Source organism: Bifidobacterium sp. WK041_4_12, from assembly GCF_041080795.1.
Lineage (GTDB): Bacteria > Actinomycetota > Actinomycetes > Actinomycetales > Bifidobacteriaceae > Bombiscardovia > Bombiscardovia aquikefiricola.
In genome coordinates, this window is the sequence record NZ_CP129674.1 from 2,313,402 (window position 1) to 2,332,199 (window position 18,798).

An 18,798-nucleotide genomic window follows, 5' to 3' on the forward strand; every position below is an offset into this window, starting at 1 on the left:
ATCATTACTCTTGTGTTCACTCACACACTGCGACTGCTGTATTCACCGAGCAGTCAGCACGAACAGACGTGAATCGAAATCATGGGATGCACCAAGATCGTTCGCATCCTCAACTTCACCACTGGACGAACCAGTTGAAGCATCGGAGTCAATCATGCCGATATTCATCAGTTCATCACCATGGAAGGCATGACCGCGGATGGAACTGGCCCCACCAATGACATCGACGTCATACTCCAGTTCAGGATCCAAGCCCTCAAGATACAGCCTGCTGAATGGAGACATCGGATGGGAAAGCATGGTGTAGTCACCGACAATCGCCGTGCGCTTGTCCTGTGAAACGACCATCCATGCGACCTTGCCGCCATTGTGTCGGTTGCTTTCAAACGGAGAGACAAGGCGATAGAAGCTTCCGGTGTGGATGACTTCGCGGTAGCGCTTGCAGAATGCGACATTCTGCTTGACTTCCTCGAACTCTTCCGGTGAGAGCTTCGCCAGGTCAAGTTCGTAGCCGAAGGTGCCGAACAGGGCGACGTTGGTACGTGTGTTCAGCGTGGTGATGCGGTTGGTCTGATGGTTCGGCACGATGGAAACGTGAGCCCCAATGGAACTCAGCGGGTACACCATGCTGGTACCGTACTGGATGCTCATTCTCTCTACTGCGTCGGTGTCATCGCTGGCCCAAACCTGTGGGGAGTAATAGAGCATGCCCAAATCGAATCTGCCGCCGCCTGATGCGCAGCCTTCGATGATGAGATTCGGGAAGGCCTTCAGCAGACGCTCATTGAGGTCATACATGCCGAGAATGAAGCGGTGGTACACCTCGCCCTGATGCTCGCTGCCGCGCGAATTGTCGAATGCCTCGGTGATGTAACGATTCATGTCCCACTTGATGTAGGCGATATTTGCGCCCGACAGCACCTTGTACATCTGTTGGAAGATGTTATCGACCACATCCTTGTTGGCAAAATTGAGCACATACTGGTTGCGGCCGTGGCTCATGCTGCGCCCTGGCGTTGCCAGCACCCATTCGGGGTGATTGCGGTAGAGATCCGAATCCTTGTTGACCATCTCTGGCTCGAACCACAGGCCGAACATCATGCCCATATCGTTGATGCGGTCGGCAAGACCCTTCAAACCATCGGGCAGACGCTTGGTGTTCGGCGTCCAATCGCCCAAACCGGCAGTGTCGCCGTTACGTGCGCCGAACCAGCCATCATCCAGCACGAAGAGTTCGACACCGGCTTCCTTTGCCTTCGAAGCAATGGCTACCAGCTTGTCTTCATTGAAGTTGAAATAGGTGGCTTCCCAATTGTTGATAAGAATCGGGCGTTCCTTGTCTCTCCAAGGGCCGCGCACGATATGACGATGTATCAACGTGTGGAAGGCTTGGCTCATGCCGTTGAAGCCTTCATCGGAGTAAACCAGCACTGCCTCAGGTGCCTGGAAGTTCTCGCCCGGTGCGAGATGCCAGTCGAAATCGAAATCGGCAATGCCCATTTGCATGCGTGAAACGGCGAAGGAATCGACCTCCACCTGCGCATCGAAGTTACCGGAATATACCAGTGCAGCGCCCAATACCTCGCCACTGGCTTCGGTGGTGGAAGGTCTGGAAAGCATGATGGCAGGGTTATGCTCATGTCCTGATGCCGATCCACGCAGCGAACCAATCTGCTGAATGCCGGGATGCAGTGGGCTGCGGATGATGCTGCGCTCACGAGCCCATGAACCGCTGAGCTGGGTGAACTCGTAGTTGTCGTCAGGCAGGTCAAGGTTCATGCTCATTACGCGTTCGATGTCTACGGCATCGGAACCTTGGTTGGCAATGTTCACCGAACGTGCGATAACCGGAATGCCAGCGAAGACGGTATACGACAGCGTTGCCGTGACACCGAGCAGATCGTCGCTGAGCTCGATACGCAGGGTGGCGGCTTGATTGTCCTCGTCCACATAGGTCGATGGCAGCCCTTCCAAAGTGGGTTTGCCGGAAAGCACGCTGTAGCCGCGGTAACGGAAGTTCGTTATGCGCGAACCATTCGGCTGGGCGATGCTGATCGCAGGCATGCGATAGTCGCTCGTGCCATATTCGGGATATTCCTGACGCAAATGCTCAAGCGAATACGAGGCGTTGCCTTCAATCGGGCAGGATGCCGTTGTGCGCCGCTGCACCTCGACAAGGTAACCGAAATCTTCCCTGTCCGCTACTGCCTTGCCGTAATAAAGCTGCATGAGATGGTCTTGGTCATCTGCCTTGATGATATAGCTGACCAGGCCATTGCTGATATGAAATTCGCGATTCTTCTCATGAACGAGAATCCTTGGATCGTTACGTGCCATATGCTGTCTCCTTTGACCGTATTGTTTCGAGTCTGTTTCACTGCACCGGATACCAGTATGCCTCGGTGCATGTGGGGATGACAGTCAAAGTTGTGGGAACAATAATCGATTGTGTGACGTATTCTCTGAGTCCCGTGAAACTCGCATCGCACAAGGACTGCACTGGAATTGCATTGAGACAGCATGGACCTTCGTGCAGGAACGATGCGTGCAATGGACAGCTTTGTGACTTCTGTGCGTAGAAGTGTGAGGTAGGGCACACTGTATTTTTCCACACTCTATATATTCAACAGTGGAGTTATCCAACAGTGGGGTGCGCGCGTTGCCCAGTTATTCCGTCGGCACCGACGGGGACAGGCCGAGCACCATTCTCAGCGTCTCAAGATCAATGGGAATGTTGGAAACCCGAGCCTGCATATCGTGCAATTGCCGATAATTTCGGGGAGACATCGAGTGCACGCGTTTGAAATTATCCGCAAACACTTCCACATTGCGATATCCCGTCTGCTTGGCGATGCTTTCCAGACTGATATCAGACATCAGCAGCAGATCAGTGGCTTTCGTGATACGAATGTGGTCAATGTACTGCTTGATGGTCATTCCTGATATCTTGTGGAATTCACGGGATAGATAGCTGCGGTTGCTGTGCAATGCGTTCGATATGTTGGCTATGTTGATCTGCTCGCTGTAATGCTGGAGGATGAATTCCTTGACACGATTGATGTTGGGGTTGGATTGCGCGACGATCCGCATGCCGCTTTCGAGCGTCATTTCCTTCGATAGCAGGTACAGGAAATGATAGGCTATGGCGTTCAGTTCCAGTTCGTCGGTCACACTGCCGCTGGTATGCGACAGACAGTCCACGACCAGACGAAGGAACTGCATGGGATATCTGACAAAAAACACGTCATGTCCATGAGTAAGACCGATGTTCTGCAGCAATGGCTCACTCAGCTGATCGGCAAAGGACATCCAAATGAATACGCACGAATGCAGGGAGAAGGACTGTTGGATTTCCACAGATTGTGGACGGGTGAGAAAGCCGTTGCCTCGCCTGAGCATAAAGCGCATTCCCGAGGTATAGAGTTCATCCTCACCACTGAGCATGAGTCGAATCATGTTGGTATTTTTCCCGCGATTCAACGGATCATGCGTATGCTGGGCGTTGGCCCCTGACAGCCCACAGGAAACGAACAGCGTGGGGTGTGCAATTTTTTTAGGATCAAGCGAGTATTGGATGAGTGAACTATTCATATCATTGGCCTCTTCGCTCTACGATGGACTGCTCATTAATCCTCTGGCTTGCCAGCACAACACCTTCCACCAGAAAATCGCTTGAGCCGCACAGTTACCATCGTATATGCCTTGGCACATTTACGCTTGTTGACCAAAGTGTATGGACAGTATCTAGGGCGTTGCGGCTCAAGCGTTCATCTCGGACTATCGACTCATATGGCTTGCTCCACCATTGTCTTCTGAGGCTGCTTGTCTTCGACACCCTCCGCCGAATCCTGCCTGTCTTCGGCAGCCCGTTGCTCCAGATCCTTCATGATCTGAGCATGGAAGGCGGTGTTCAGCTTGAACTTCTTCTGGTACACGAACATGGACAGCAGCAACAGCGCAATGGGCAAACCGCACATGATGGTCTTAAACACCACGATGTTGCCCGATGTGATATCAGCGATAGAAGCCGCTCCTGTCATGCCGCAAACCAAGGCGACCAAACCGACCACGCCATTTGATAAAGCTCCGGCGAATTTGTCGAGCAATGGACGAACCGCCAAGGTGATACTCGCATTGCGCTTCCCGGACTTCCATTGCCCATAGTCAATGGTGTCGGTGAGCTCAAGCAGGAAGGAGGTGAAGATGATGGGCTGCGGAAGCAGGAACAGCACCGAAGCGATCACCACCATCACCGTATTGTTTCCTGCGAAGGTGAAGAATGCGAGTGAAACAATCATCACGGACAGGGCTACGAACAGTACCTGCTTGCGTGAGAATCGACGTGTGAGCCACGGGTAGAACAGGATGGACACAACAACGACCAGTGTGGCGGTGCCGAAAATCGTCGAATAGCTGGCGGCATTGCCATACACATACTGGAAGTAGTAGGTCATCAAGGTCGATACCAAGGCAAGCGAGAAGTAGTAGCACCAGTTTGGCAAGGCCAGCCAGGCGAGCTGATCATTCTTGAAAATGACGCTGAACACTTCCGTAAACTTGGTCTTCTCATTAGGCGTGTCAATGGCCGATTCATGTTCCTTGACGCCGATGCATGTCAGCAGTGCGGTCAAGCAGGTGCAGACGAGAACAATAATGGCGAAGAACAGCCATCCTGCTTGCTCGCTGCCGAACAGATTCTTGCCGAGAATGATGCTGGGCATCACGAAAATGGTCAGCAAGGCTTGGCCGATGCCGGCACCAAGACGCGCGACCGTACCGATTCTGTTACGTTCTTCGTAGGTGGTGGAAATCGCGGGAATCATTGACCACATGGCAATGTCATAGAGCGAATACGATCCATCCATGATCAGGAACAGAACGAGGAACATGCATAGATACAGCACCGGATGCGTGAGGTTCGTTCCGCCAAGAGTGGTGAACAGCAGAACGAAGCTGCTTGAGCAGACCACGCCTCCGAGCATTATCCAAGGCTTGTACCGGCCAAAACGTGATTTCGTGTTGTCAATCAATGCCCCAAGGAACGGGTCAAGCACCAGCTCAACCACACGTATCGTCACTATTGCGCCAGAAATGGTGGCCACCATCGTATCGGTGTAATGGCCGTCAGCGCCGGTGAACAATGCACTGGTGATGAACTTGATGATATAGAGAGTGAACGCGAAATAGAAGAAATCGTGCCCAAGCAGTCCTATGAGATAAAAAATACTATTCCGAAGATTTGAATGCTTCATTGTTTCCCGCTTACTATGATTGCCATCCGCATATGAATGTCCAGAAGCACTCAGTCAAGATGAAGGTTTCTTGAGGATATGCGTGGCGAATAATGCTTCGATCCGACTGCGGATATTATTCTGGAGAAGCTCACTCGCTCACATCCTTTGCCCCATCGCAAAGGGTGCACTTCTGGATAAGTTGTGCCATATGTCCTCGGACATATGTGAAGCGTTGCAATATTATGCAAGGGAGACCGGCCCAGTTCATGGCATACATGCCACTGTGGTGAAATCGTAGACCGGTCTCAAACTGCCGCTATTTCAGCGTGCTGTTACTGCTTGTTATCGCTATACTGCCTGTTATTCCTGGGTGATATCCGTAAGGACATCAAGGTTCTTGCCCTCAAGCCCAACAAAGGCATGTTGTTCCTTGGCCTCCGGGGAGTCTGGATGCGCAATCAGCCACTTGTTCTCAGCAAACAGCGCAACATCATCATCATCTTTCTTGGTGATAACCGGCTTCTCCGTGTTGGTTCCCTTGACGAGCATGATAATGGTTCTGAACGGACCATCGGCTCGTGCAGGAGCATAGTGCAAGGTGGTCTCGTAGTAGAGCACCGCCGTGCCCTTAGGAACGAGGAACGCCTCAATCTTGCTGGTGTCAAGCTTCCAATTCACGAGATCACCGCGATGAGCAAGCATCAGGATAATGTCATCAGCAGCCACCAGAACCTCTATGCCGCGATGGCATTCGAGGCAATTGAGCTTGGTATTGCTGCCATTGCAATATCCAACCTGAGTCTCAACGCCACCAAAGATATGATCCTTCAAATCAAGCGAAACCATTTGTCGTTCGAGTACTTCCACGCTGGGAACGTAGATCACTCCATCATCAGGAGCCTTCGTGGTTTCCTCAAGGACGGATAGTAGCCTGGAGAAATCGTAGTCACCAGAAATCACCGCACCATATGGCTTGAAGGCCTCGTCGTGTACTGTATGCAAAATCATGAGAACTCTTTTCTTCTGTCGAATATGCGTTACCTCTCCTGCGAATCATTCGTATGCAACAGATTCGCAGGAGAGCCAATGCAGCGTTCGCTCCTACCATTCCATAATCGTCATTGTTGCCAAGGGCATGAATCTCACCGAGGCACCATATAAGGGACGATTGAGAAGGACTCTGATGGGCGCGCTCTTAACGCAATTCTTCTTCCCAGTACTCGTTACTTCAGCTCTTCATCGAAGCATACGGCGACCTTGCCGCATTCTCCGCCATCCATGAGATGGTAGGCCTCGTCCGCCTTCTCAAGCGGGAAGCGGTCGGTTACGAGATCTTCAGGATGCAGCTGCCAACGCACGAGCTCCTCAACCAAGGTTTCCATGCGTGCCAGGCTGGTGACCCAGCTGCCGTAAATGGTCTTCTGACCGTGCAGCAAGTCGGGGCTTGGAGTGAAGTGCACCGTGCCGCCCTCACCAACGAAGGCAATGCGTCCCCAAGGACGAGTTGCACGAATCGCGGTGACACGAGCAGGATCGGCTCCTGACGTATCAAATGCGCGCTCGACACCATGTCCACCAGTCAATGCCAACACTTCGTCAACATTCTTGTCTGAAGGAGTCAGAATGTGGTCGGCAAGACCAAGCTTCTTGGCCAAGTTAATACGGTATTCGTTGGATTCAACACCAATCAGCATATTGGCACCCAGCTTCTGGCACATCATCAGTGTTGCCAGACCAACTGGGCCGAGGCCGGTAACGAGCACTGCGTCATTGCCGCTCACTCCAACCTTTTCGATGGCTTCGTAGGCAGTGCCGAAACCGCAGGCCACCTGTGCGCCATCAGTGTATGTAAGGTAATCGGGAAGATCGATCAGATCTTGCTCGTCGCAGAGCACGTAATCTTCCATACCGCCATCGCGCTGCCATCCGTATGCCGCACGCTCCGGTGAGGTACACGAAATCTGGTATCCCATACGGCAGTCATGGCACAAGCCACAGCCGTGAATATGATAAACGATAACGCGTGAACCCTTCTTGAAGCGCTTGACGCCTGGGCCTTCTTCAACAACCTGGCCGCATGGTTCATGACCTGCTACTTTATTCTGATATCCCTCAGGGCCTTTGCCGGTGTGCTCTCTATAGATAGCGCGAATATCGCTACCGCAGATGGTGGAAGCCTTCATCCGAACCAATACCTGTCCGTAGCCCGGAGTTGGAATAGGAATCTCTCGAATATCCACGGTGCTGTTACCAGGAAGATATGCGCCTTTCATTGTGCCTTCCATAATCATCAATCTCCTTTGATATGTTCAAGCCAGAGACGAACGGTGCTGCCGCTCAATGTGTTCTGCATTGAACCCCTGACAATTCAGACTATACGTACCTTATCGTGACTCTAGATAACGGAATTCGCTTAGTTTTGTCACAATCTTTAGTAGTTTTGTGACCTCTGAAAGCCGTTCAACACTGTCTGAAAGCTGTATTTCATATCCATACCAACCCTCTGATACCGGGAAAAATCGATGGAGATGAACACGAAGGCGATAACCGCATCCTGCGATGCGAAAGGGTCAGACTCAATGGTATATGTCACAAATCTTCGTGTCGTCAAGAAAAGACCTTCGCGAACTAAACCTTCCGTATCCCTTGTATTGCAACGATGGCTGACTTCATAACGGTTTGTCGCCCACCATTCGTCGCTTCTCTTGCGCTTTTGCTGAAAACAATGTTTTGCTTCATCGAGTGTGGCAGGCTTATGTTGTACATGGTCAGCGACGACTAGCATCTACCGATACAGATGTGAATCTCATGTTTCCATTATTCTCAAGGAGGATAGGGTATGACAAGCACAACAGCAGTAAAGAAGCCCACAGGAGAACAAGCTCCATCGAAGAAGACTGACACCTCTCACCATGCTTCTGAAACCACGCATCAGCCCTCGGATGCCGAGCGCGAAGTGGACGCTCTGGTTACCAGGGGTCTGGTTGCTCTCAAAAAGTTTGAAGATCTCAATCAGGAACAGGTTGACCACATTGTGGCGAAGGCTTCGATTGCGGCGTTGAACAAGCATTTGGTGTTGGCGAAGATGGCTGTGGAGGAGACTGGGCGTGGTCTGGTCGAGGACAAGGCCACGAAGAACATTTTCGCGTGCGAGCATGTGACGAACTATCTGGCCAGGCAGCGCACGGTGGGCGTGATTGGCGAGGATGACGTCAACGGGATCGTGGAGATCGCGGAGCCGGTTGGTGTGGTGGCTGGGGTGACGCCGGTGACGAATCCGACGTCGACGGCGATCTTCAAGTCGCTGATCGCGTTGAAGACGCGCTGTCCGATAGTGTTCGGCTTCCATCCCTTCGCGCAGCGGTGTTCGGTGGAGGCGGCGCGCGTGGTGCGTGACGCGGCGGTCGCGGCCGGTGCGCCCGCGGATTGCATCCAGTGGATCGAGCATCCCTCGATCGAGGCGACGGGAGCGTTGATGAGGCATCCGGGCATCGCGACGATTCTCGCGACGGGTGGTCCGGGCATGGTCAAGGCCGCGTATTCGTCGGGCAAGCCGGCCTTGGGCGTGGGTCCGGGCAACGCTCCGGCGTATGTGGACAAGGACGTGGACGTCGAGCGTGCGGCGAACGATCTGGTCCTGTCGAAGCATTTCGACTATGGGATGATCTGCGCGACGGAGCAGGCGATCATCGCGCACGCGGACGTGTACGGCCGTCTGGTCGCGGAGCTGAGGCGTCGCAGGGCGTACTTCGTGAACGCGGACGAGAAGGCGAAGCTCGAACGGTACATGTTCGGCGTCACCTCGTATTCGGGCGGCAGGCCGAAGCTGAACAGCGTGGTGCCGGGCAAGTCTCCCCAGTTCATCGCCGAGGCCGCAGGGTTCACGATTCCCGGGGACGCGACGATCCTGGCGGCCGAGTGCCGGGAGGTCGGCGAGATGGAGCCCTTGACGATGGAGAAGCTCGCCCCGGTGCAGGCCGTGTTGAAGGCCAAGGACAGGGAGCAGGCGTTCGTCATGTGCGAGCGGATGCTCGAGCACGGGGCGGGCCACACGGCCGCGATCCATACCAACGACGAGCAGCTGGTGCGCGAGTACGGCATGCGCATGCACGCGTGCCGTATCATCTGGAACCAGCCGAGCTCGCTGGGCGGCATCGGCGACATCTACAACGCCATCGCCCCGTCATTGACTTTGGGCTGCGGCTCGTATGGCGGCAACTCGGTGTCGGGCAACGTGCAGGCCGTGAACCTGATCAACGTCAAGCGCATCGCGCGGAGGAACAACAACATGCAATGGTTCAAGATCCCGGCGAAGACCTACTTCGAGGCGAACGCGATACGCTATCTGCGCGACATGCACGGCATCAGGAAGGCCGTGATCGTGTGCGACAGGGTCATGGAGCGGCTGGGCATCGTGGACAAGGTCGTCGACCAGCTGCGCGCCCGAGCCGAGCGGGTGACGTTCCGCATCATCGACTACGTCGAGCCCGAGCCGAGCGTGGAGACCGTCGAGCGTGGCGCGAGGATGATGCGCGACGAGTTCGAGCCCGACACGATCATCGCGGTCGGCGGCGGCAGTCCCATGGACGCGGCGAAGATCATGTGGCTGCTCTACGAGCATCCCGAGATCACGTTCGCTGACGTGCGCGAGAAGTTCTTCGACATCCGCAAGCGCGCCTTCAAGATCCCCCCGCTGGGCGACAAGGCGAAGCTCGTGTGCATCCCGACCTCGTCGGGCACGGGTTCCGAGGTGACCCCGTTCGCGGTCATCACCGACCACAGGACCGGGTACAAGTATCCCATCACCGACTACGCGCTCACCCCTTCCGTGGCGATCGTGGACCCGGTGCTGGCACGCACCCAGCCACGCCGGCTCGCCTCGGACGCGGGCTTCGACGCGCTGACCCACGCGATCGAGGCGTACGTGTCGGTGTATGCGAACGACTTCACCGACGGCATGGCCCTGCACGCGGCGAAGCTGATCTGGGACAACCTCGACCCCTCGGTCAACGAGAAGGACCCCGAAGCCAGGAAGGCCGCGCAGGAGAGGATGCACAACGCCGCCACGATGGCCGGCATGGCGTTCGGCTCCGCGTTCCTGGGCATGTGCCACGCGATGGCCCACACCATCGGCGCGCTGTGCCACATAGCGCACGGACGCACCAACTCGATCCTGCTGCCCTACATCGTGCGATACAACGGGCAGGTCCCCCAGGAACCCACCAGCTGGCCCAAGTACGGCAAGTACATCGCCCCGCAGCGCTACCAGGACATCGCCAGGAACCTGGGACTGAAGGCCGACACCCCCGAACAGGGCGTGGAAAGCCTCGCGAGCGCCCTCGAGGACTACCGCGACGACAGGCTCGGCATGGACGCGTCCTTCCAGGCCGCGGGCGTGGACGAGGACCACTTCTGGAACATCCTCGACCAGATCGGCATGCGCGCCTACGAAGACCAGTGCGCGCCAGCCAACCCCCGCATCCCCCAGATCGAAGACATGAAGGACATCGCCATCGCCGCCTACTACGGCATCAGCCAACAAGAAGCACACAACAAACGCGTCGAACGCGAAGGAGTCACCGCAACAGAAGAAGCCTCGCAACGCGCCTGAACTGAACCCACGTCCTGCATCCAGCTCACCCATAGGAGAGCGGGCGTAGGACCGGGCTTTCGGCTTCTTCCTTAAGAGATATCCTCTGCACACTTCATAACCGGTGTGCAGAGGATATTTCATATCACCGTTGTCTGCTGCTCAGCTCCACCGCTCAGCTCTACTGCTCTACTGCTCTGCTCCACTGCTTAGCGCAACTTCTCGTTACGATAGAATGGCCGTATGAGTGAACGTAGTCGGAAAGAGGTCGAGCGTCGTGAGCTTATGGCCTCCATCGCCCGCGCATATTATCTGGAAGGCCATTCTCGAATTGAAATAGGGCAGCAGCTCGGCATTTCCCGACATCGCGTCGGCCGCATGCTCGACGAAGCCCGCGAAGAAGGCATGGTCAGCATCACCATCAATGACGAGGGGTTTTCCGACCCCCTGCTCTCTGAGCGTCTGGCAAAAATCTTGGGGCTCCGAAGCTGTCATGTCATACGCACACACGGCAATCAGGATGCGGTACGCGACCAAATCGGCAATGCGGCGGCAACGCTGCTCAGCTCACTGCTGCACGATGGTGAAGTGCTGGGACTCACTTGGGGCAGGACACTCACCGCACTGGCTTCGCATCTGCGCGAACTCCCACGTTTGACGGTGGTCCAACTCACAGGAACGCTGAGCGCCGATTTCACCGAATCACCAATCGAAATCGTACGCAAGACTTCGCAATACGCGCGAGGTGCCGTATACCCGATTTTCGCGCCAATGATTGTGGGAGATGAACATACCGCTCGAATATTGAAGGCCAATCCTGCGGTCAGCAAGGCATTCCAACTCTTCCCCGCCATCACCACCGCAGTGCTCTCCGTCGGATGCTGGGATCCGCCCGACACGCAGATCCAATCCCTCATTGACGATGACATAGCAAAAGACATGGCCCGAAAAGGCTGCATCGCAGACATCGCCGGCATCCTTGTCAATGAATATGGCGAAATGGTTGACCCTTCGTTCCAGAGACGCTGCGTATCGATCAACTATGAGGAGCTGAACTCCATTCCACAGGTCATCGCCGTGGCAGGTGGAGCACTGAAAGCCCCTGCGATTCAAGCCGTTTCACGGGCGGGCATCATCACCGATCTCGTGACTGACGATGCCTTGGCCACCGCCATCTTGGAACGCTGAAAGGTGCAGCCACGAATATTCGTTCCATGGCTGCACCAGATTGCTTTTCATTCGCTCGCCTATCGTCAACCCTGCAGCACGCCTATCGCCAACCCATTGCCTATCTATAGTCATCTATAGTCACCTATAGTCATCTATCGCGTGACGAGTGGGCAATGAGTAGGCGAGACTACGAGAATTCCGGGGACTTCAGGACATGGCAGGAAGCACAACCTCGAAGTTTCCATCGCCATGCTGCATATTCCAGTATGTCGTCGCAATATCATCAGGATCGATTGACGGAATCTGTGCAAGCTGGCTCTCTGGAATGGTTTCGGCAGTCGCGCTACGCTTGATCAACGCTGTGATCACCGCCGATCCGAGCACGATATCCGTATCCGCCAGTTCGGTCTTGAGTGACATGAGGTAGTGTCTGACAGATGCCTGAAGCGTACCGATTCCCGAGAGATTGGGCGACGGGTGCAGCACTGTAGCACCGTGCGTGAGGAATATTGCACCGGAATTCCGCTCGACCATTTCTGGCAGCACCTCGTGAATGATGCTCACTGGGCTGAGCAGAAAAATCCCAGACATCGTTTCGATGGTGTGGGCATCCAACTGCAATGCTGGCACAAAACCCATCTGTGCAGGCAGCGGGCTGTATTCCAGAACGTCGATGCGACCGAAATGCTCACGTATCGCAGACACAGCGGACAGAGCGCTGTCCACTTCCCTTAAGTCGGCAGTGACGCCGAAAGTCTCGATACCCTCTTCTTCAAGCTTTTCGGTCAAGTCTTTGAGATGTTCCGGGTTATGACCCACCAAGGCAACGTGGTACCCTGCCCGTCCGTATCGCTGTGCCAGCGACAGTCCAAGACCGGTTCCAGCTCCGAAAATTGCAATAACGTTTGTCATGAAGGCTCCTTACCAATATTGTAATTGTAGATACAATTTGAAATTGTATCTACAATATACACTATTAAGTTGTAATTACAACTTGAACGAATGGAGTTGATACACTGTGGGCATGGATACCAGTACGTCACCCGATTCAAATTTTCTTCATTGCGCATTGCTTCTGGCAGGAGTGAGCGAATTGCTGCCAGGCATAGTCAATGCCGAACTTCAGCATGATACAGGTATCAGCCAGTTTGCATTCTTCACATTGTCGGAACTCTCCAAACAACCGTGTCACGGCATGCGACTGAAGGAACTTGCAGCCTGCACCAACACCACAATGGCACGCCTGTCACGAGTCATCACTCAGCTCGAAAGCGAGCACCTTGTCCGCAAGATCAAACTCGACGGTCCGGGACGCGCCGTGGAGATCCACATTAGTGACGAGGGGAAGGCGCGGTTGGAACATGCCACGGTAAGCTTCGTGTCCGTCATGCATAGCAAGGTGCTGGCAGATTTGAATGCTGAAGAGCTTCAAAATCTTGAGAAGATCACCACTCGTCTCATAGCAACAATGCATCCATAGCCCTGATTTGCTGCAGTGAGCGCAGCTGCGTTGGCGCGCTCAGCAGAACCAGTGCGGGCGGCAATACTATTTCACCATTGGGAGAATCCCAGCCTATTGAAGAACGGCCATGCTCATGGGGCTGTAAGCACCATTGCCACAACTGTTAGCTGCATATTGGAACTGCTTCATGCTCGCCCCACAGAACGAGGTCCCACAACGCGAGATGTTGAGTTTTGCGGCAATTCCAAAGTAAGAAGAGCTATGTAGCGCATAATTTCAATAGAAATTCAACGATTTCGCCTATTGATACTTTGGAATTGCCGCAAAACTCAACATCTCCCGATAATGCAATGCAATATCGCGCAATTTCGAAAGAAATTGCGCGATATTGATACTTCTGGAAAGGAATCAGTTGAGAATCTGCTGTACCGATCCACGAATCTTGGAAGTTGCGTCATCAACGGCGGAACTTGCATGCTTCACGGTCTGATCAACGGCTGAACCGGCATTTTTAACCGTCTCATTCACCGCTGCGGTCGCATTGTTCAGAGACTCATTCACTGCCCTACGAACCTGCTTGTTGCCACGGTCGATGGTCTTCTGCCAATCCTTCGGAATCTCTACCTTTGCTTCACGGCAATACTTGAAGTAGAAGAACAACGCAATACCCACAATCACAGCAATGGCACAGAACAGTTTCATATGCCCATGCTGGGGTTCTTCGTCGTCACCCCACCCGTAGGTATCATTGGTTTGCTCGGAATCTCCGAAGTCTTCCTCATCGTCGCGGTCTTTGTTCTTGTTTTTATTCTTGTCGCTTGCCATAGTCATCCCCCTTTCGCACAAGGGTACTCCCATCTTGCAGCTTTCATCCGTAGCACACTCTTAGAGAAATTATTTTTTCTGAACCTTGGCACACAAGCTTTAGACTCGCACGACGCTTTCGGAATCGTTATGAATCACAATCGCTTCACGATTCGATATGGCATGCAGATCATAACGGTGCGAGTAGTCACGCTGAATTGCCTTGGCAGCTGCCTTGTATGGAAAGTTACCAACATGCGGCAAGAGGTAGAAGTCAAGCACGCCAAGTCCGGCATAATCACCATGAAGTTCGGGAGCGGCATCTGTGGAATCCATATGCGAAATGTAATCGATGTTGGGAGAAAGAACCACTGAACCTGCAGAAGCTCCGATATATGTTTTCCCCGCATTGATATGGTTGATTATTGCCTGGTCCGCGCCACTCTTGCGCAGCTCCTGCAGAAGATAGAAGGTGTTGCCACCGGTGACCACAACATAATCGCTCATGGCGATGCGTTCTTGAACTTCCTTGGGAGAAGCCTGAGTGACTTCCAGATCCGACACGCTGATGCCCAAGGCAGTCAGCGCCTTTCGTTCCACATTCTCAAAATGTTTGAAGGTCTGGTGCGAACTCGCAGTAGGAATAAGGCATGCTGTTTTCCCCTTGCAGTCGCCGCCTGTGAATTCAGAGAACTCAGCAGCCAGAGGTGCAAACCTAGAGGTGAGAAATAGCGAGCGCATATATCCTCCAATTGACTCTGCCCATCTTATTCCCCAGATACTCGAGATTGCGATGCAACACGAAGCAATCAGCTCACACCGGAATCATGAGTCGAGGCACGACGACAAGAAGACATTCTTGTAGCGACGACACGGAGACACCAGAAAGACGTGCATATGAGGATTAAGCGAGTTTGAGATGCTCGTGCAGATACGTGCCGGTAATGCTGTTTGGGTTGGAAGCAAGGTCATCCGGCGTACCCGATGCCACTATGCGTCCACCTGCCTGACCGCCACCAGGACCCATATCGATGACGTAATCGGCATTGGCGATCATGTCGAGGTCGTGTTCGATGAACACAACGGTCGCACCCTTGTCGATAAGGCGTTGCAGCACCTTGAGCAGCGTCCTCACATCGAGAGGATGCAGCCCGGTTGTCGGCTCGTCAAGCACGAACATTGTGCTCGAATGCCGTTTGCCTAATTCATTGGCGAGCTTCAGCCGTTGAGCCTCTCCGCCAGAAAGCGAAGGGGTGTCCTCCCCGAGTTTGACGTATCCAAGTCCCAGATCGCTCAGTGTGGCAAGCGCTTTGTGAATACGTCGTAGACTTGCCTGCGGAATCAAAGCATCGGGTGCAGTCCGATCTTTGGGCTCATGGCTTGCAAGTCCATTGTGAGCAAGCCCATGGTTGGCTCGCTCGTACTCGGCAAAGAGCGTCAACGCGTCGTCAACACCCATATCGAGCAGTTCGGGAAGCGTATAGCTGTGCGAAGCTTCAGCCGATGCAAGCCGCACATGGATATCGTTGATTTCCGGCTTGTAGCGAGAGCCTTCGCACACCGGGCAGGTGATCGTTGCATCAGGCAGGAACTGCTCGTCCAGACTGATCTGACCCGTTCCATCGCATTCCGGGCAACGCAGTGAACCGGTGTTATATGAGAAATCTGAGAGCTTGAGCTCTCGCTTGCGGGCATCGTCGGTTGCCGCAAACACACGTCGCAATGCATCCATGATGCTTGAGTATGTTGCAACCGTTGAACGCACATTGATGCCTATCGGCGTTGAGTCAACAACCCGAATACGTGTTATCCCAGCGTTTTCAAGAGATGTTACATGTGCTGGCAACTTGTCATTCTGCGATAGTGCTTCCAAGCCAGGCACCAGCGATTCGAGCACCATCGTGGTTTTGCCTGAGCCTGATACGCCGGTAACTGCAGTCATTCTGCCTTTCGGCACTCGCACGTCCAAGGCATGCACCGTGTGAATAGGCGAGGTTGTCATATGGATGCATGGATCATACTGCAAGTCGACTGTGCTTCGAACTCGACATAGCACAGCTTCGGAATCGTCCAGAAAACCGCCGATTCGAGACCTTGGGTTCACAGCGATTTCGCTGGGCGTCCCCTGAGCTATTACCTCGCCACCCAACCGGCCTGCACCCCGCCCCATCTCGATGAGATGGTCGACGCGCTTCAACACACCGGTGTCATGATCTACCAGCACGACTGAATTGCCATCGGCCAGCAAGTCACGCATGACGCCCATCAAACCCTCAATATTGCTGGGATGCAGACCGGTTGATGGCTCATCAAGCACATACAGCACACCGGTCGTCTCGTTGCGAACCGCACGCGACAGCTGCGCGCGCTGGCGTTCGCCTGTGGAAAGCGAAGCGGACGAGCGGTCAAGCGTCAGATAGCCTAGGCCCAACTGTTCCAGCCTTCGACTCATCAGCATGAACGCATCAACGAGATCCTGTGCCATCGTTCGCATGGAAGCCGGTAAGGTATCAGGAATCGTCGGAACCCACTGCCGTATTGTCGTGAGCGGCCAGGCTGTCACTTCTGCCAGATTGTGCCCTTCAATCCTTGGAGCTCGCGCTAATGTGCTGAGCCTTGTGCCCTTGCACATTGGGCATTCGCGCTCAACCACAAACTTGGAAACCTTGGCCAGACGCCTTTCATCGTTGGCTCGCTTGAGTTCATCCAACACTGTCAGACGTGCATTGCGGAAGGTGAAATCCAGCTCGTGCACGCCTTTGACCGACGTGAAGGTAATATGCTTCTTCTCCTCAGGACCGTTGAAGACGATGTCTTTTTCACGAGTCGTGAGCTGATTCCACGGCACGTCAATGCGAACGCCGAATTCATGCACTATGGCAGGTTGCACGTTGAATCCGAATGTGCGCCAAGGAACCACGGCTCCTTCGTCAATGGTCAGCGTGGGATCGGGAACGATCTTCGAGTCGTCAACGTCGCGAACGATTCCCGTTCCCTGACATGTCGGGCATGCCCCGAGAGTATTGAACGCCAGTTCTTCGGCGCCCGGTGCGTGTATCGGCTTGCCGCACACTTCACAGTTGAATGCGATCTCGGCAGCCACCTTCATTGAGGGTGCATGGTAATGCCCGTTGGGGCAACGATGAGATGCCAGGCGCGAGAACATCAGGCGCAGGACGTTCAGCAGTTCCGTCGAAGTTCCGAAGGTCGAACGCACTCCCCCGACACTTGGCCGCTGACGCAATGCCAGGGCTGGCGGAATGTACGCCACCGAATCCACCAACGACTTTGCAGTCTGGGTCATGCGTCTGCGCGTATACGTGGACAGCGCATCCAGATAGCGTCGTGACCCTTCTGCATAGAGGACTCCCAGAGCAAGCGAAGATTTACCAGAGCCAGAGACTCCAGCAATCCCGACAAGCTGGTGCAAGGGAATGGAAAGATCGATGTTCTTCAAATTGTGGACGCGAGCTCCGCGGATTTCTATTGCCTTGGGTTCGCTCTGCTGCTGAGCTGCGCTCGATGCTGTCATATGCTGCTTGACTTCGTGCCCTTCCTTGGCTTCACTGCAACCGTTTCAGTCCTAACAACTACATAAGCTACTCCTCATTCTTTGTGTTGATATGACTTCAGCAGTGAGTCGAAATCGTTCGGCGTTTCTCAGCTCACTGCTGATTACACGCCGATTTATAGCAATTACAACACTTTTGAGCTGTGAACCTGTATATTCGACATTGTTATGTTCAACAAGCGAAGGGGGTTGCAATGGGATTAATGGATGATGCCAAGAAAGCTGCCAGAGACGCTGGTGATAAGGTTTCGGATGCTGCAGCAGACTTGAAGGATGCAGTCAGCGAAAAGTTTGCAGATGCAAAGAAGGCTGGTTCTGACAAGGTCGACGAGGCAAAAGACATTGCCTCGGATAAAGGCGACGAGCTGAAGGCCAATGCAAAAGTCGCAGGAGCCAAGGCTGAACAAAAGGGCGTCGAGTTCAAGAACGATGCCAAGGATGCAGCCCGCTGAAGCATCTCGTGTAATCGGATAGGATCGTCGGCAGATTCATGTGAATGATAGCCGACAGACTTCCGGTGAGTTCTATGAATGCCCGTTCACGTCATGTGGACGGGCATTTTCATATAGTGATGTAATCGTCGCTGATCTGATAGTTGTTGATCTCATACTCTGTGCTGTTATGATCTGCACCCAAGTCGGGTGCGTGTCCTTGCATATTGTTGTCAATATCGAGTTACCATGTGATTATCCTTCTACACAGCAGAGGTGATCACGATGATGTGTCAACCTTTTTACACCGAGACTGGTGGCCGACGCAGATTTTATCATGACGATGACGAGTGCCCGTTCGGCAGGGCGATACCGATTGGTGCTCGATGCGAAGGCATGGGAAATAGGCCGCATTGCTGGCTTTGTGCGGGTCTTTTACGAGATCAGCAAGCCATTGCTCAACCAGAGCCAAATATCGTAGAGACCTTTTCCTAAGTCTGGAAACCCTCCACGGGCAGCACGCTCTCAGTCATGCG

At 53.9% G+C, this 18,798-nt stretch carries 14 protein-coding genes; 4 read left to right on the forward strand and 10 right to left on the reverse strand.

Translation table 11 applies throughout. The features are described 5' to 3' along the window. Positions 1-42: 42 nt before the first annotated feature. The 6 genes from QN215_RS09875 to QN215_RS09900 form a co-directional block, all read right to left on the reverse strand. Entirely contained in the window at positions 43-2,337 is a 2,295-nt protein-coding gene (locus QN215_RS09875; protein WP_369344115.1) for an alpha-galactosidase, read from the reverse strand. Positions 2,338-2,667: 330 nt separating this feature from the next. Beyond that, a complete protein-coding gene (locus QN215_RS09880; protein WP_369344116.1) occupies positions 2,668-3,591 on the reverse strand; it encodes a helix-turn-helix transcriptional regulator in 924 nt (307 codons plus the stop codon). A 194-nt stretch (positions 3,592-3,785) separates the two neighbouring features. After that, a complete protein-coding gene (locus tag QN215_RS09885) occupies positions 3,786-5,252 on the reverse strand; it encodes a glycoside-pentoside-hexuronide (GPH):cation symporter (RefSeq protein ID WP_369344117.1) in 1,467 nt (488 codons plus the stop codon). 342 nt (positions 5,253-5,594) lie between these two features. Then, positions 5,595-6,242: a DUF4867 family protein gene (locus QN215_RS09890; protein WP_369344118.1), complete on the reverse strand. Its 648-nt coding sequence runs from the start codon at positions 6,240-6,242 to the stop codon at positions 5,595-5,597. A 215-nt stretch (positions 6,243-6,457) separates the two neighbouring features. Continuing rightward, on the reverse strand, positions 6,458-7,519 hold the full coding sequence (locus tag QN215_RS09895) for a zinc-binding dehydrogenase (RefSeq protein WP_369344119.1): 1,062 nt from the start codon (positions 7,517-7,519) through the stop codon (positions 6,458-6,460). 146 nt (positions 7,520-7,665) lie between these two features. Then, a complete protein-coding gene (locus QN215_RS09900; protein WP_369344120.1) occupies positions 7,666-8,019 on the reverse strand; it encodes a hypothetical protein in 354 nt (117 codons plus the stop codon). Positions 8,020-8,073: 54 nt separating this feature from the next. On the opposite strand from QN215_RS09900, the gene adhE reads away from it, so the two are divergent. Then, positions 8,074-10,845, forward strand: a complete 2,772-nt coding sequence (adhE, locus tag QN215_RS09905; protein ID WP_369344121.1) for a bifunctional acetaldehyde-CoA/alcohol dehydrogenase — start codon at positions 8,074-8,076, stop codon at positions 10,843-10,845. A 222-nt stretch (positions 10,846-11,067) separates the two neighbouring features. Next, the gene (locus tag QN215_RS09910) at positions 11,068-12,012 is read left to right on the forward strand and encodes a sugar-binding transcriptional regulator (RefSeq protein WP_369344122.1); all 945 of its coding nucleotides are present in this window, start codon (positions 11,068-11,070) and stop codon (positions 12,010-12,012) included. 189 nt (positions 12,013-12,201) lie between these two features. Here QN215_RS09910 and QN215_RS09915 read toward each other — a convergent pair whose 3' ends face one another. Next, on the reverse strand, positions 12,202-12,906 hold the full coding sequence (locus tag QN215_RS09915; protein ID WP_369344123.1) for an SDR family NAD(P)-dependent oxidoreductase: 705 nt from the start codon (positions 12,904-12,906) through the stop codon (positions 12,202-12,204). 112 nt (positions 12,907-13,018) lie between these two features. On the opposite strand from QN215_RS09915, the gene QN215_RS09920 reads away from it, so the two are divergent. Then, positions 13,019-13,474 (forward strand): MarR family winged helix-turn-helix transcriptional regulator, encoded by a 456-nt coding sequence (locus tag QN215_RS09920; protein ID WP_369344124.1) that lies wholly within the window; start codon positions 13,019-13,021, stop codon positions 13,472-13,474. A gap of 390 nt (positions 13,475-13,864) precedes the next feature. On the opposite strand, the gene QN215_RS09925 is transcribed toward QN215_RS09920, so the two are convergent. The 3 genes from QN215_RS09925 to QN215_RS09935 form a co-directional block, all read right to left on the reverse strand. Beyond that, the gene (locus QN215_RS09925) at positions 13,865-14,281 is read right to left on the reverse strand and encodes a hypothetical protein (protein ID WP_369344125.1); all 417 of its coding nucleotides are present in this window, start codon (positions 14,279-14,281) and stop codon (positions 13,865-13,867) included. Positions 14,282-14,380: 99 nt separating this feature from the next. Further along, positions 14,381-15,001 carry a Type 1 glutamine amidotransferase-like domain-containing protein gene (locus QN215_RS09930; RefSeq protein WP_369344126.1) on the reverse strand — a complete coding sequence of 207 codons (621 nt, stop codon included), beginning with the start codon at positions 14,999-15,001 and terminating at the stop codon, positions 14,381-14,383. 163 nt (positions 15,002-15,164) lie between these two features. After that, on the reverse strand, positions 15,165-17,792 hold the full coding sequence (locus tag QN215_RS09935; RefSeq protein ID WP_369344127.1) for an excinuclease ABC subunit UvrA: 2,628 nt from the start codon (positions 17,790-17,792) through the stop codon (positions 15,165-15,167). 233 nt (positions 17,793-18,025) lie between these two features. Here QN215_RS09935 and QN215_RS09940 point away from each other — a divergent pair, with 233 nt between their 5' ends. Further along, entirely contained in the window at positions 18,026-18,283 is a 258-nt protein-coding gene (locus tag QN215_RS09940) for a hypothetical protein (protein WP_369344128.1), read from the forward strand. The last annotated feature ends 515 nt before the right edge of the window (positions 18,284-18,798 follow it).

Coding starts and splice junctions, on each gene's coding strand:
- QN215_RS09885 (WP_369344117.1), bottom strand. CDS start 5,252: ATGAAGCATTCAAATCTTCGGAATAGTATTTTTTATCTCATAGGACTG.
- QN215_RS09875 (WP_369344115.1), bottom strand. CDS start 2,337: ATGGCACGTAACGATCCAAGGATTCTCGTTCATGAGAAGAATCGCGAA.
- QN215_RS09925 (WP_369344125.1), bottom strand. CDS start 14,281: ATGGCAAGCGACAAGAATAAAAACAAGAACAAAGACCGCGACGATGAG.
- QN215_RS09915 (WP_369344123.1), bottom strand. CDS start 12,906: ATGACAAACGTTATTGCAATTTTCGGAGCTGGAACCGGTCTTGGACTG.
- adhE (WP_369344121.1), top strand. CDS start 8,074: ATGACAAGCACAACAGCAGTAAAGAAGCCCACAGGAGAACAAGCTCCA.
- QN215_RS09900 (WP_369344120.1), bottom strand. CDS start 8,019: ATGCTAGTCGTCGCTGACCATGTACAACATAAGCCTGCCACACTCGAT.
- QN215_RS09940 (WP_369344128.1), top strand. CDS start 18,026: ATGGGATTAATGGATGATGCCAAGAAAGCTGCCAGAGACGCTGGTGAT.
- QN215_RS09935 (WP_369344127.1), bottom strand. CDS start 17,792: ATGACAGCATCGAGCGCAGCTCAGCAGCAGAGCGAACCCAAGGCAATA.
- QN215_RS09895 (WP_369344119.1), bottom strand. CDS start 7,519: ATGGAAGGCACAATGAAAGGCGCATATCTTCCTGGTAACAGCACCGTG.
- QN215_RS09930 (WP_369344126.1), bottom strand. CDS start 15,001: ATGCGCTCGCTATTTCTCACCTCTAGGTTTGCACCTCTGGCTGCTGAG.
- QN215_RS09880 (WP_369344116.1), bottom strand. CDS start 3,591: ATGAATAGTTCACTCATCCAATACTCGCTTGATCCTAAAAAAATTGCA.
- QN215_RS09920 (WP_369344124.1), top strand. CDS start 13,019: ATGGATACCAGTACGTCACCCGATTCAAATTTTCTTCATTGCGCATTG.
- QN215_RS09910 (WP_369344122.1), top strand. CDS start 11,068: ATGAGTGAACGTAGTCGGAAAGAGGTCGAGCGTCGTGAGCTTATGGCC.
- QN215_RS09890 (WP_369344118.1), bottom strand. CDS start 6,242: ATGATTTTGCATACAGTACACGACGAGGCCTTCAAGCCATATGGTGCG.